Here is a 13,388-nt window from a genome sequence, read left to right as displayed (position 1 = left end):
CGACCCTTATAGGACGCTCAAGAGCGAATTTTCTGCTCCGAGGTCCGGTCGGTCCGCTTTCACATTTTTTAGAGCCTAGAATTGGCCGATTTCCGAACGACCGTCAGCGGCAAGCGATTCGGGAAAGCTGCCTTCTATTCTCCTGCAAGATCAAAATTGCCAGTTCAGGCCGGCCTGAAGCTGATGATTTTGCCCACTACGGGCAATCGCGCCCTGATAACCGAGGTTGATCTGCAACTGGTCGCGGATCGCACCATGCAACCGCAATTCGCTGACCAGACTGTCGCGTGCAATCGGCAGGCCGCTGACCGCAAAACGCTGGCCGTCAAGGGCAGCCTGAACCACAGGTAGTTGATCTCCGAAAACATGCTGCCAGCCCGCCGATGCGCGCACCGCGAGCCGAGCGCTTCCTACAGCCAAATCGAGGTCGCCGCGCGTGCCCGCGGTCGCGTAGCTGGTGCGCAGGGAATCCGCTTCCAGTTGCAACGCCGCCGCCGCGCCGCTTTCCTGCCCGCGACCGACATCCAGCCGCACATGTGCGATGCTGACGAAGGGCTCGATTGATCCTGCCGCAGTCTCGATGCGATAAGCGGTCTCCCCAAACATCTGCGCGGTCGTCGCGCGATACTGCGTGACGACACCATCTGCAAAACCGGAAAAGCGCACGGAACGCTGGACCGCCACATTCTGCCAGGCGAAGGCCAACCCGCCGCGCAGCGCCACCCGGCCCAGCGTCCCGCCGCCGTAGAGTCCGGCGTGATAACTGTCCACATCCGCCTGCCCCTCTCCCCTCATGCGATCGCGGTTGTGACCGCCGATCATGCCAAGGCGAAAGCTGCTGCCGGGTGCCTGAGCCTCAATGCCCATCAGACCGCCCGACGAACTTTGGTCCAATCGCGCGGCATTGCCGTCGCTGCGCCAATGGCTCCAGGCGTCCAGCGCCTGTCCCCAATAGGTGAGCCCCGGACGGTCCGAAACCGTCCCGCGCAATCGGTCCAGCGCCGCATCGCGTGACAGGCTGCTGTTCTCGATCAACGCTGCACGCAGGGAGGCATGAAATTCACCGGACAGTTGATCGAAGGCTTTGCGCGCCGTCTCGGCGTCGCTCATCAACACGGCATCCTGTACTTTGTTGCCCGCCGCCATCCTCTCCAGCGCCGCGCCGGTCGCCTGCTGGTTCAAGGATGTGGCGACATCGCTGAACCGGACATCATTGCGATCCAGCCTCAGCCTCACACTGTCATGGCCGTAGCGGAGCCGAGGCGTCAGGAAGGCATAGGTGGACGTGACCGCGTCGAACCGGCCCTGCACTCCGCCCTCTGCGAGAAGAATGACATAGGTAGAACTGGGCCGGTAAATGCCGCTGGCGCCGATATGGGCAACTGTGCCGCCCAGCGTCGCAACGCCGCTCACAATGATCGCATCCGCCGACGTGCCGTAGGGATCGACCTCCACCTCATAGCGGCTTCCCGGCGCGAAGGTCAGATTTCCCTCGACGTGAAGAGTTGCGATCCCTGGGCCGGGTGCGATCTTGCCGCCTGGAGCGACCCGGACGGACCCCAATGTCCCACGGCCGGCCAGCAGTGTGTTCGCTTCCACCGCTATCTGACCGCCCAGCTTTCCGTCGACGATCAGGCGTCCGAACTGAAGCTGGGTGCTGCCGGTGAAGCCGGAGGAATCGCCGCTGAGGGTCAACGCGCCGTCGCCCGCCTTGATCAACCGCCCGCTGCCGCCGATCCGGCCGGAATAGCGGCTGGCGCTGGTCTCCGCGAACTGGAGTTCCGCGCCCGGCCGCAAGTCGGCATTGCCGGTGAAGCGGCTCGCGGCGGCCGCCAGCCGTCCCTCTTCCAATCGCCAGTCGAGCGTGCTGGGGCCAGTGAGCGTCAGCACGCCGCTACCCCTTTTCACCATCGTCCCGGCGTTTCCATCGAGCGCCCCGATCGCGCCGGAGAAACTGCCATTATCCCGCTGATCGAACACCAGCGTCGCCGCATTGCGGACATTGCCGCGAAGCGCGCGGGTGTTGCCGATCAGCGTGCCCGCCTCGACTTCGGTATCGCCCGTGTAGCTGTTGGCGCCGGACAGGATGAGCGTGCCCGCATCGCGCTTGACCACGGTCGTGGTTCCGGACAGGGGCGCGGCGATTTCGGCGCTCAGGCTGGAATCCCACACGCTGCCGGCGCCAACGCGGATGACCGTGCGATCCCCTCCCGCCAATGTCAGGGTGCCTCCCGACAGGACATAGCCGCCGGTCGCGAACTGCAATCCGCCGGTTTTTACCGCCCCGGCGCTATTGTCGATCAGGACCTGCCCGCTATTGCCGGTGAAGATCGCAAAGCCATTGACCTTTCCAGCTTCGTTGACGATTCCGTCCTGCCCAGTCCAACTGAGCGCTCCGTTGCGCCAGACGCCGGGGCCGCCGTCCACCCTGCCGTTTCCATAGCGGGTCGGGTCGCCGCCGTCCCAGAATTGCAAGGGCCGCGCCGCCGTGCCGGAAAGAAGATTCACCTGCCCCATGGTCGCGGTCTGGATCGAAAGACCGTCGGCAGCTTGACCGGGCGGCAGTACACCGATCTCCAGCCCTCCATCGGTGAGCTTGCCGCCATAGCTGATGAGCCGATAAAGCCCTTCACCCAATGGCGCCCCGTTGGAAACATGCAGCGTGCCGTCCAGCGTCACATCGCCCGCCACATCGAACAACGCCGGATCTTGCGTCGTCCCGAAAGTGGCCTGCGTGATCGAACCGGCGCCAAGTACAAGACTTCCCATATGAAGCGTCGCGCCGGCCCTGCCCGTCAGGCGCCCGCCAGTAGAAATCTCCACGGCGCCGACCTGCCCATCGCCGCTCAACATGCCATTCGCGCCGACATGGAGCGTGCCGCCCAGTGCGCCATCGACCCGCAGCGCGCTGTCGGCAACCTCCGTCCGGCCGGAGAATGTGGACTGGCCGGTCAGGACGAGCATGTCAGCTCCCTTGATGTCGAAACGGCCATTACCCGAAAGAGCGTAGGGATAGACGGTTTCCGTCTCCGCCCCCTCGCCCGCGTCGAAGGTCAGCTGTCCCGCCGCACCTATCTCGACATTGCCGCCAAAGCCGGCCGCGCGAGCCACGAGAGCGCCTTCTTCCAAGCGCCAATCCAGATTATTGCTGCTTCCAAGGGTAAGCGTGCCCTCACCCCGTTTGATCATGAAGCCCCAGAAGCTGAACAGGCCGCTCACGCCCCCAGCAAAGATTCCGTCCATATTCTGATCGAAGATGACGGTGCCGCCATTTTCCAGATTGCCGCGGATCGAATCCGTGTTGCCGACCAGCGTGCCGCCATCGACGCGCGTATTGCCTTGATAGCTGTTTGCGCCGGTCAGGATGACCGTGCCGAAATCATTGAAGAACACGCCTCCGTTGCCGGTCAGTTCGGCGTCGATCCGCGTGGTCGCCCCCGCCGTTGAACGAACCGAGGTGTAGGCGCCGCCATCGAGTTTCAGTTGCTCGCCGACGAGGCGATAGCCGTCCGTCAGAAAATGCATGCCAGTGACAGCCGGTGCGCCGCTCCTGTCGTCGATCGTTACCGTGCCGGCCTGCCCCTGAAAAACGGTAAAGGCGGGCACAGGTCGCATCGGACCATTCACCGCGCCGCTGCTGTCGGTCCAGCTCGGGTCGGTGGCGCTCCAGACGCCCGAACCCCCGTCGATGACGCCATTCTCACGCTCTGCCGGATCGCTGCCATCCCAAAAGCGCAGCGCCGGTTGCGCTTCCGCACTATCAGGCAGCACCATCAATCCACTCACGACCAGCGCCGCGATACTGTCGCTCGCCAATCGTCCTACTTTTGATACCGATTGCGCAATCGCTTCGCGCCGCCCTCCACCCCGCATCGGCGTAACCCCTTTATCAAGCAGGCCTTTTTATAGCCTCCTTAAGAGCTGCAGCGACGCAATCGCTTTGCGCCATTGCGTTGTCAATTTGCGGGGAAAGCTGGGTGATCGCCGAACTTGCGCGAAGGCTGTTATCCCGCCTCATCGTGGAGCGGAGAGGCGAAGAATTTGAAGGAGTTGGGACATGATGCAATCGATCTTCTGAGCGCCGGCTTCATAGATGGAATGCTCTTTGGCCGATCCCAGAATGACGGTTGGCGGCAGGCGACCTCGGCAAAGCTGTCGGGTGCACAATTTCCTTGAAAGTCAATATCTTGTTCTCGTCAGCATGCTTCTTCGCGGAGGTCCGCGCCTACTTGGATTCGGTTTCGCGCGGGACATTTTGCGCCATTCCGGGGGCTTTGCGAACCATAACCGAGCAGGGACGCTTGTGCCGAGCCCCGAACCAGCCTTAAGCTTCGCATGCCAGTCAATTCAGGGGTGCTATGAACTACCGTTGGGAGAGTTGCCAATATACCGGCAGATGCTACCGTATATCTGTGTCCCTATAATGCACTGAGGCCATTACGCCGTCACCGAACGACTGCTAACGCCTCGTCCAATAGGCAGGCGCCATGATTGCCTTCATATATGGCGCGCGCCGCGCATTCGAGGGGGCTCAAGCTGACTTCTCCGCAAATGTCCGCCCGGCATTAAACGGCACGGCAGCGACCCGCGCACTCGAGTGATGAAGAAGCAGATGTCTTTAGAATAGCCTCACGCCCAGTTGAAGCCCAGCGCCCAGATCCGGTGCGCCCTGCGATAGTCCGGCGCTGCCGTATAATCCGAGTGATAGCCGGTTCGTCAGACCCGCGTTGATTCCGGTCGAGATTTGCTCCTGATCGGGCGCGAGCCGGCTGAGGCTCTGAGCATAATCGTAGGAAATATGACCCCGCAAACCAGCAGCAATCTGCCCGGCGACGCCGGCCCGAGCCGAGATAGCATTACGCAGGTCAAAACCCTGCGGGTCGCCGGCAACGGTATAGGAGAGATCGGCAAAGGGTGTGATGCGGCCGAAGCTTTTCGCCAACTCGGCTCCCATCATATAATCTGGCTTGCCCGTTCCCAACTTCTTGCGCTGCGACGCCGTCGGCACTTTCACCTGCCCCATCACCGTCAGTCCGACGCCGGAAAGCGGCACGAGATAGGAAGCGCCCAGTCGCAAATCCCCCAGCCCCTCGCGGCGCACGCGGGTCGCCGGCTGGCTTGGATCAACGATGATAGGAAGCCCAAACAGTCCCCCGCCGCCGCCCACGACATTCCCCGGGGCGTCAATGATTAGATAAGGCAGCGTCACGGTGAATTGGAACCGGCCTGTTGCGATGCGCAAACTCGTGGGAATGGACGTGGTTTCAACCTTTTGCGCTGTACCAAAGGTCCCGTCCTGATATTCGATTCCCGTCGAAAGCTCGGCGCCCGCGCCCATGGGTGTCCGCCGGGTTACGGTGGATTGCTCTCCGATTTGGTCCGCCGCATCTGCGGTCGAGACGATCGCCAGAGTTGCGATTGCGGTCGATATGACATGACGCACGACTTGTTCCCCACGCTTGATGCTTCCGGCGGGAAACGGTCGGCGCGGGCAGTTTAATCCATAGCGCCTCTTCTAAAGATCGAAGATTTCCGTTCGAAGCGAACGAAAGCTCAGGCGAGGTGGCTCGCAACCCATTTCATCTTGAAGAGCAGATGTCCCGCCGCGCCATTGTCGCCGGCCAGGTTGCGATTATAGCGAAGCGCCATTCTCGGCGGCTTCCAGTGCAGTGCATCCATGACGCTGGCGATGTCCTCGCCGGCCGCGAACAGGTTGTTGGAGATCCCGACCCGGTGAACGGACAAAGAGACCGCGCCCGGTGCCCCATAGCCATTTTGATTGACGGACTGACTTTGCTGCAACTGCATCATTTTCTGACGCCTTTCAGCATGCGCGCCGCGGCGTTGGCGGAGGGCGCAAGCTTGCGACCATAGCGGAGCGCGGTCGCAGTGGAGGTCCAGCGCAGCGCTTGCGCAATCGGTCCCGCATCCTCACCGCTGGCGAACAGGTCCTGGGTCAGGCCGACCCGCAGTGAATGGGTGCTGAGCGCGTCGATCGCCTCGGCCAGAGCGGTGCCCATGAGATCCACCAATCCCTGATCAGCCGCAGCCAGCGCGGTGCGCTTGATGATCAGCCGCACGGCGGCCGGTGTCAGCGCCTGCTCCCCGATCTTGTAGATTGCGCTCGCCGATCGCGCCGGCTGCGCCGCCATGCGGTCGCGGTCGACCTGGGCATGATAGGCCAGATCGCTGATGGCCAGCGCCCGCCGCGCCGCGCGCGCGTTGGTGCGGACGACCGCAACGCGGCGGAACAATACGCCCTTGCGGATCACGGCAGCCTCGACCCACAAGGCGACACGCCGCATGGTATCAGGCGACAGCCACACCCAGGCCCCCTGCCCTTCCTGGTCGGTTTTCGAGCGCGCCAGCTCAAGCAGGGCAGACCCGTCCTCCTGGGGCTCGATCCGGTCGAGTTCCACGGCCGCCAGCTCCGAGACGCGCAGACCCGCATCATAGCCCAGCGACAGCAGCGCCGCATCGCGCAGCCCCATGACATCGCCACCGCAGGCTTCGAGCAGGACCGACAGCGTGAATCCCTTGACCGCCTCGCGGCCGATGCCCTCGCCGAAGCGCAACGGGCCGGCCTGGCGCTGCCGCACCCCGACCCGTCGCCGATGCCCGCGCAGCGCGTCGCGCACCACCGCCCCGCCCACGGGGCTGGCAACCCCGAGCAGCTGGTGCGCCACCGCCAGCGAGGACAGCCGCCGCGACACGGTCGCGGGTTTGAGCCGCCGCGCCTCGCAATAGTCGACATAGGCCACGAGCCGCGCTTCGCTGGCGGGTAGACCGATCCCGCCCTGTTTCGCCGAGAAGCGCGCATAGCAGTCGCAATCGACCGCGAGCGCCTTGATGCTGGCGGGGGCTCGCGCCTCGAGGCCCTTGCGGAAGGCTAGCGCGTCGAGAGCGGTACCCTCCCCTGTCAATAACTGGAGCAAGGCAACGAGCTGGGCCTCGCGATCCTGCGCGGAACCGGCGGGGCGCCGCGGCAGTTTGGCCTCGCCCGGCGCGAATACCGTCACGATCTCCCCGGAAACCGCAGCTTTGGTCGTCTGCCGCCGGGCAGCATACCCGTTGCGAACCGGACGGTCGCCAATGGACCAGCCCTTGCACGAATCGGGACCGCTTACGGCTGGCGGGGGTGGGTAGCGGACTGGCAGGTTTCCGCGAATGTCATCGAAAAAGCTGCCTGTCATCCTCATCAATGGGCATTGGTGATCGCTTGCGTATCCGTCGTGACAGCCATGGCAACATCACACTGGAGAAATTGGAGACCAGCTTCGCGAGGAATATATCAGCCGCGACTCCCGTATTTCATGCCAACTTCGAAGATTTCTGAATTACCTCCAGACTTCTCCGTTGATTCGGATAACTGAAATCGCGCTATCCCTGTTTTGTCATCACCATTCCACGCGTAATTTTTTATCGTCGGACAACGGATAATTGCGCTCCATCTATCCTCGCCCTTATAGATATAATCTCTGTAGTAGATTTCGAGTTCAGATTGGACGTTCATTGCACTTGGCCGACTTGGTGAACAGCCGCTAAATGCGATGACGACGGGCAGAATATGCAATGGGCGGATGGCCAAAAAGGAGCTCCTGATTTCTGCCTGAACTACGGATTATAGTGTCGAGTAACAGGCCCGCCGGCAAGCCAATCTGCCGACCGCTTCTGGTCGTCAGAAATGCCTTGGAAGCAATTGGAGGCAATACCATTCCCACATTGCCTATCGAGACTGACGGCTTCATAAGGGACTATGACAATTCCTTTACAGAATTCAGCCGCCCTTTTCCGTATTCAAGAAAATTGGCTTGCCGCGAAAGAGCGGAAATTACTGAACTGGCTGTGCGCTCAAATGCCGCCGTACGTCACGCCTGATCGCCTGACGGCCTTGGGCATGTTCGGCGCATGCATGATTTTTCTAGGCTACGTGGGGAGCAATCTACATTCATCCTGGCTGTTGCTCGCCATCGCCGGTTATGTCGTCCAATGGTTTGGGGATTCGATGGATGGGAGCATCGCTCGCTTTCGCCGCATCGAACGTCCGTCCTATGGCTATTTCATCGATCATAGCTGCGATGGGCTTGCGACACTGTTCATCCTTACCGGCATTGGCCTTAGTCCGTTCGTCACCATGGACGTCGCGATGGTGGCGCTTGCTGGATATCTGCTGCTCTCGATCCACGCCTACCTTTCCGCGCGCGTGTTGGGAGAGTTCAAGCTGTCTTATCTCGCAGCGGGCCCGACCGAATTGCGATTGATCCTCATCGCGCTGACGTTGATGATGATGGCTCTGGGTTCTGGTCCAGGATATTTCGGACGTCTGTCAGGCTTCGACCTGTTTGTTGGGACAGTCGGATTTATCCTCATTCTCCTTTTCGTCATTCAGACTTTGACCACCGGCCGGCGACTGGCGCGATCCGAGCGTGGGGCAGAATGAAAAGCGGTGCCTTGGGGGCGATGGCGAGGATAGCTGTTTGGTAACGCAGGCGACACGTGCCCGACTCGACGAATGGCGTTGTTTGGCACTGTCTCAGGCTGCCGAGGCCGTCGCCGCCCGCCCGGCCAAGGCCAGCTTCTCGGTCGGTTTCCTGACCGGACAAGAAGTGGAGTGGCTCCCTCATGTCACGCAAATCCTGCGCGACCAGCTCAAGGAGATCGATTTCCGCGTCTCGAGCGACTTTTCGCCCGCCGTTGCCAAGGCGCTGCAGCGTGGCGAGATCGACCTTGGCTTCTCCCGCGTCGAGCCCCAGCCCGATGTGACCTATGCAGTCATCGCATCCGAGCCGATCGTGGCCACGCGCAGTTCGCCCGCACCGGGCTCGGGCGTGGGCAGTTCGCTAAGCTGCAGCGTCTCGGGGCCGCCCGCCCGGAGGGAAAGCAGCGCCTTCATCACAGCACCTCGAACAGGCCGGCCGCGCCCATGCCTCCGCCGATGCACATCGTCACGACGACATGGCGCGCGCCGCGCTTCTTGCCCTCGATCAGCGCATGGCCAACCATGCGCGCGCCCGACATGCCATAAGGATGGCCGATCGATATCGCGCCGCCGTTGACGTTGAGCCGTTCGTCAGGGATGCCGAGGCGGTCCTGGCAATAGAGCACCTGCACCGCGAAGGCTTCGTTGAGCTCCCACAGGCCGATATCGTCTACCGCAAGCCCGAAGCGTTCGAGCAGGCGAGGTACGGCGAAGACAGGGCCGATGCCCATTTCGTCGGGCTCGGTACCCGCCACTGCCATGCCGACATAGCGGCCCAGAGGCGCAAGACCTCGCTTTGCAGCCAGGGCGCCATCCATCACGACGCAAGCCGAAGCACCGTCGGAGAGTTGCGACGCGTTGCCGGCGGTGATCACGCCACCTGCGACCACAGGCTTCAGCGCCGCCAGCCCGTCGGCCGAACTATCGGGCCGGTTGCTCTCGTCTTTGGTTAGCGTCACCTCTTTCGCGGAGGTTTCGCCGGTCGCCTTGTCGGTGACGGACATTGTCGCGGTGACGGGGATGATTTCCTCGTCGAAGGCGCCGGTGGCCTGCGCCTGGGCAGTAAGTTGCTGGGAACGCAGGGCATAGACGTCTTGCCGTTCCCGCGAGATGCCGTAGCGCCCGGCGACCACTTCGGCGGTCTGCAGCATCGGCATGTAGATGTCCGGCACCATCTTGAGCAATTCGAAATCCGGGCTGACGCGCAGTTCGGGTGTCTGAACCATCGAGACGGACTCGACACCGCCGGCGACGACCACATCCATACGGTCGACGATCACCTGTTTGGCAGCGGTGGCGATCGCCATGAGACCGGACGAGCACTGCCGGTCCATCGTCATGCCCGCCACCGTGACCGGGAGACCGGCGCGTAGCGCGGCGGTACGGCCGATCGTTTGCTGCACGCCCTGTGGAAGTGCCGCGCCAAGGATCACATCGTCGATTTCGGCTGGATCGACACCCGATCGCTCGACCGCCCCGCGAATAGCGTGCGCGGCCAGCGTGGGGGAAGGGGTGGCGTTGAATGCGCCTCTATAGGCCCGGCCGATCGGGGTGCGGGCGGTGGAAACGATAACGGCGTCGCGCATAGGAAACTCCTGTCAGAAGAGGGCGTCAGATCATGAAAAGGATGTGCCAAAGCGCGACCAGAGCAGGCTTGTCCGCCCCTTCGATCTCGACGGTCATCTTCAGTGTCTGCTGAAAAGATCCGGGCGTCTTTTCCACGACTGAAACAAGTGTCGAGGCGGCTCTGATACGGCTGCCCGAACGTACGGGATGGATGAAGCGCACCTGGTCCAGCCCATAGTTCACCTCGATGCTGGCGGCGGGCACGGCCGGGCGCGATATCGAGTTCTGGAGGTGGGGCAACAGCGACAAGGTGAGGAAGCCGTGCGCAATGGTGCCGCCGAAGGGCGTGGTGGCCGCGCGGACGGGATCGACATGGATGAACTGATGATCGCAGGTGGCGTCGGCGAAGCGGTCGATCATCGCCTGATCCACCACGATCCAATCCGAATGACGCACGATGCCGATCTCGGCCCGCAAAGCCTCTGGCAGCGTAGTCACGCGAACGCGTCCTCCGGCATGGCGCGGGCAAGATCGCCATGTCTTTCGACAACTGACAACCAGGCGAGGGCCTGCGGCAGTTCAGTGTCAAAGAAGAAGCGGCAGGCGTAACTGAGCCCCGCCCGAAGCTTGTCGTTGGCGAGCGACACGCCCTTGAGCGCCATATCGAGCCAGAGCCAGCCCAGGATGCCATGCCCGAAGGCACGCAGGAACAGGGTCGCGTCATCCAGCGCTTCGGGCATGACGCGCAGCCGCAGGCCATCGACAACCTCCTCAACCTTGTCCCAATAGGCCAGCAAGGCAGAGCCCAGCGAAGACCATTCCGCTGCCTTGTGCGCCTGATCGGCGGTTGCGGCGATCCGATGCCGCAGGAGGGCGAGCGATCGGCCATCGGACGTCAATATCTTGCGGCGGAGCAGGTCGATGGCCTGAATGCCGGTCGTGCCTTCGTGGATCGGATTGAGCCGGTTGTCGCGCCAAAGCTGTTCCACCTCGAAATCGCGCGTATAACCATAGCCGCCATGAACCTGGATCGCGAGATCATTGGCGATCAGGCCGAATTCGGACGGCCAGCTTTTGGCCACCGGCGTGAGCAGAGATAGCAGGCTTTCCACCTCTTCCCCGCCGGTATCGATCAGCCGCGCGCAATAAAGGCACAGGGCGAACGCTCCCTCGGCATAAATTTTTTGTTGCAGCAGCATGCGCCGTACATCGGGATGGTCGATGATGGGGATGGCAGCGCCGCCCTGCATTCCGGCCACGCGACCTTGCACGCGTTCCCGCGCATAGCGCAGGGCGTGGCGATAGCCGCGATAGGCCAATGCTGCAGCCCCCATGCCAACCGATATCCGGGCCTCGTTCATCATCATGAACATCTGGGCCAGCCCTTCTCCCTCCGCGCCGACACGCCAGCCTATGGCACCATCGGCTTCGCCGAAATTGAGCAGGCAATTCGAAGTGCCGCGATTGCCCATCTTGTGGTTGAGACCGGCGACGCTGACGTCGTTGACCGTATCGTCCGGGAGTATCCGAGGCACAATGAAAAGCGAAATGCCCTTCGATCCTTCCGGCAGACTGCCGTCGGGACCCGCCACCTTGGCCAGCACGAGATGCACGATATTCTCGCTCACATCCTGGTCGCCGCCTGAAATCCACATTTTATTGCCGGTCAGCCGATAGCGGAAGCCGAGTTCATCCTCTCCCTCGCAGACGGCGCGGGTCCTGATGTCGCCCAGGCTGGAACCGGCCTGCGGTTCGGACAGACACATGGTTCCGAACCAGCGGCCCTTGATCTGAGGATGCGCGAACCGCTCGACCTGACGCGATGTGCCGAACGTCGAAATCAGGCGGGCATTGGCTGCTGTCAGCATCGCGTAGCCGATCGTCGAGATATTGGCGGCTGCGAAGATGCTGTGCAGGGCGAGCGAGGCGGTATAGGGCAAACCCAGGCCGCCCAATTTTTCAGGGAAGCTCACGCCCGACAGGCCGAGCTCGGCATAGGCGCGCAGGGCGACATGGATCGCAGGGCACAGGCGTACCCTGCCATCTTCCAGCCGGGGTTCCTCGATATCGGCCTGCCGGTAATGCGGCATGAAGACATCAACGGCGAGTTGCCGGGCGGCATCCATGATCGCGGACAGCACGTCCCGATCCGTCAGGGCACCCACATCCAGCCAGTCGAACAATTGGAATCCGAGCATCTCTCGCGAAGGCAGAAAGTCGTCCGGACTCTTCATGCGGCGCTACCCAGTGCAATGAATCGTTCCAGATGATGATCTTCATCGCCCAATTGGTGATCTATCATGACAAGCCGCTTCGCATAATGGGACAGCGGTAGTTCCCAGGTCATCCCGATGCCGCCGTGCATCTGGATCGCTTCTTCGGCGGCCAGCGCGCCAACCCGGCCGATCGTGTATTTGGCGGCAGAAACGGCGCGTTCCCGTGTTGTACGTGGCCCTTCGAGCGCGGCTGCGGCATTAATGGCAGCGGATCGCGCCTGTTCTATTTCCAGGGCGACGGTTGCCATGCGATGCTGGAGCGCCTGAAATTTGCCGATCGGCATGCCGAATTGCCTGCGCGTCCGAAGATAGTCGAGGGTCGCGGCCTTGAGCATGTCCATGGCCCCCACCGCTTCCCAGCTGAGGGCAACGATGCCGGCGGCAATGGCATCTTCGATCAGGGCATGGCCATTTTCCGAAACCCGCTTGGCCGGCGTGTCCGTTAGCATCAGATCCCCACCACGGCCTCCATCGATCAGCGGATAGCCATGGACCCTGAGACCCGGCGCACCCTTATCGACGAGAAACAGGCCCACGCCCGCTTCGTTGCCCGCTGCGCCGGAAAAGCGCGCACCAACAAGGATGTGGTCGGCCTCCTCGACCTGCGGGACGACCGCCTTGCCGCCGTTGAGCAGCCATCCATCGCCTGCCTGATGCGCCTGCGTTGCGATCCGGGTCAGGTCATCACCGCTATGTGCCTCGCCCTGGGCAAAGGCGAGAAGCTTTGTTCCCGCAATCACTTCGGCCAGCAGGTCCGCCTGTGTGCCAGATCGGGCAAGCGCGCGGCCGGCCATCAGCGTGCCGAGAAAAGGTTCTACGACCAGACTCCTGCCAAGCTGTTCGAAAATCACGGCGATGTCGAAGCCCTTGCCGCCGAAACCACCTGTTTCCTGGGAAAAGAGCGCGCCGATGATGCCGAGTTCGGCCATCGCCCCCCAATGTTCGGCGGACCATCCGCGCTCCGACGCGCTGATCGCGTGGCGCTGGTCTACAGGATATTTCTGCTGCAGGTAGCGGCCGAGCATGTCGGCCAGCATCCGCCGGTCCTCATCATGATGAAAATCCAT

The 13,388-nt window shown here is 62.4% G+C and carries 10 protein-coding genes and 1 pseudogene; 2 read left to right on the top strand and 9 right to left on the bottom strand.

Annotated features, from left to right (window positions below; translation table 11 throughout):
- Positions 1–150: 150 nt before the first annotated feature.
- The 4 genes from ACN9MX_RS00605 to ACN9MX_RS00590 all read right to left on the bottom strand — a co-directional run bounded on the left by ACN9MX_RS00605 (position 151) and on the right by ACN9MX_RS00590 (position 7,193).
- The gene (locus tag ACN9MX_RS00605; protein WP_363828106.1) at positions 151–3,816 is read right to left on the bottom strand and encodes an autotransporter domain-containing protein; all 3,666 of its coding nucleotides are present in this window, start codon (positions 3,814–3,816) and stop codon (positions 151–153) included.
- 802 nt (positions 3,817–4,618) lie between these two features.
- Positions 4,619–5,443, bottom strand: a complete 825-nt coding sequence (locus ACN9MX_RS00600; protein WP_363828108.1) for a transporter — start codon at positions 5,441–5,443, stop codon at positions 4,619–4,621.
- Between the two features lie 110 nt (positions 5,444–5,553).
- Complete coding sequence (locus tag ACN9MX_RS00595; protein WP_363735772.1) at positions 5,554–5,811, bottom strand: hypothetical protein; 258 nt, start codon at positions 5,809–5,811, stop codon at positions 5,554–5,556.
- On the bottom strand, positions 5,808–7,193 hold the full coding sequence (locus ACN9MX_RS00590) for an integrase (protein WP_363828110.1): 1,386 nt from the start codon (positions 7,191–7,193) through the stop codon (positions 5,808–5,810). Before ACN9MX_RS00590 ends, ACN9MX_RS00595 begins: the two co-directional genes overlap by 4 nt.
- Before the next feature lie 563 nt (positions 7,194–7,756).
- Here ACN9MX_RS00590 and ACN9MX_RS00585 point away from each other — a divergent pair.
- Together ACN9MX_RS00585 and ACN9MX_RS00580 are read left to right on the top strand one after the other, a co-directional pair.
- Positions 7,757–8,440: a CDP-alcohol phosphatidyltransferase family protein gene (locus tag ACN9MX_RS00585; RefSeq protein ID WP_363828112.1), complete on the top strand. Its 684-nt coding sequence runs from the start codon at positions 7,757–7,759 to the stop codon at positions 8,438–8,440.
- Positions 8,427–8,738 (top strand): annotated as a pseudogene (locus ACN9MX_RS00580) (hypothetical protein); the annotation flags it as partial. The gene ACN9MX_RS00585 and the pseudogene ACN9MX_RS00580, both read left to right, overlap by 14 nt.
- Positions 8,739–8,764: 26 nt before the next feature.
- Here the strand turns inward: ACN9MX_RS00580 and ACN9MX_RS00575 are convergent.
- Genes ACN9MX_RS00575 through ACN9MX_RS00555 form a run of 5 tightly spaced genes read right to left on the bottom strand, consistent with a single transcriptional unit; the run spans position 8,765 to position 13,388 of the window.
- Complete coding sequence (locus ACN9MX_RS00575) at positions 8,765–8,893, bottom strand: hypothetical protein (protein WP_363754402.1); 129 nt, start codon at positions 8,891–8,893, stop codon at positions 8,765–8,767.
- Entirely contained in the window at positions 8,893–10,065 is a 1,173-nt protein-coding gene (locus ACN9MX_RS00570) for an acetyl-CoA C-acyltransferase (protein WP_363735776.1), read from the bottom strand. Before ACN9MX_RS00570 ends, ACN9MX_RS00575 begins: the two co-directional genes overlap by 1 nt.
- Positions 10,066–10,090: 25 nt before the next feature.
- Positions 10,091–10,543 carry a MaoC family dehydratase gene (locus tag ACN9MX_RS00565; RefSeq protein ID WP_363828115.1) on the bottom strand — a complete coding sequence of 151 codons (453 nt, stop codon included), beginning with the start codon at positions 10,541–10,543 and terminating at the stop codon, positions 10,091–10,093.
- The gene (locus tag ACN9MX_RS00560) at positions 10,540–12,279 is read right to left on the bottom strand and encodes an acyl-CoA dehydrogenase (protein WP_363828117.1); all 1,740 of its coding nucleotides are present in this window, start codon (positions 12,277–12,279) and stop codon (positions 10,540–10,542) included. The genes ACN9MX_RS00565 and ACN9MX_RS00560 overlap by 4 nt, the downstream gene beginning before the upstream one ends.
- Positions 12,276–13,388, bottom strand: a complete 1,113-nt coding sequence (locus ACN9MX_RS00555; RefSeq protein WP_363828119.1) for an acyl-CoA dehydrogenase family protein — start codon at positions 13,386–13,388, stop codon at positions 12,276–12,278. Before ACN9MX_RS00555 ends, ACN9MX_RS00560 begins: the two co-directional genes overlap by 4 nt.

This window comes from Sphingobium sp. R-21, from assembly GCF_049913335.1.
Classification (GTDB): Bacteria; Pseudomonadota; Alphaproteobacteria; order Sphingomonadales; family Sphingomonadaceae; genus Sphingobium.
Note: the sequence above shows the minus strand (reverse complement) of the source record. Positions and strands in the feature narration are given on the sequence as shown.

Coding starts and splice junctions, on each gene's coding strand:
- ACN9MX_RS00595 (WP_363735772.1), bottom strand. CDS start 5,811: ATGATGCAGTTGCAGCAAAGTCAGTCCGTCAATCAAAATGGCTATGGG.
- ACN9MX_RS00590 (WP_363828110.1), bottom strand. CDS start 7,193: ATGACAGGCAGCTTTTTCGATGACATTCGCGGAAACCTGCCAGTCCGC.
- ACN9MX_RS00585 (WP_363828112.1), top strand. CDS start 7,757: ATGACAATTCCTTTACAGAATTCAGCCGCCCTTTTCCGTATTCAAGAA.
- ACN9MX_RS00575 (WP_363754402.1), bottom strand. CDS start 8,893: ATGAAGGCGCTGCTTTCCCTCCGGGCGGGCGGCCCCGAGACGCTGCAG.
- ACN9MX_RS00570 (WP_363735776.1), bottom strand. CDS start 10,065: ATGCGCGACGCCGTTATCGTTTCCACCGCCCGCACCCCGATCGGCCGG.
- ACN9MX_RS00560 (WP_363828117.1), bottom strand. CDS start 12,279: ATGAAGAGTCCGGACGACTTTCTGCCTTCGCGAGAGATGCTCGGATTC.
- ACN9MX_RS00555 (WP_363828119.1), bottom strand. CDS start 13,388: ATGGATTTTCATCATGATGAGGACCGGCGGATGCTGGCCGACATGCTC.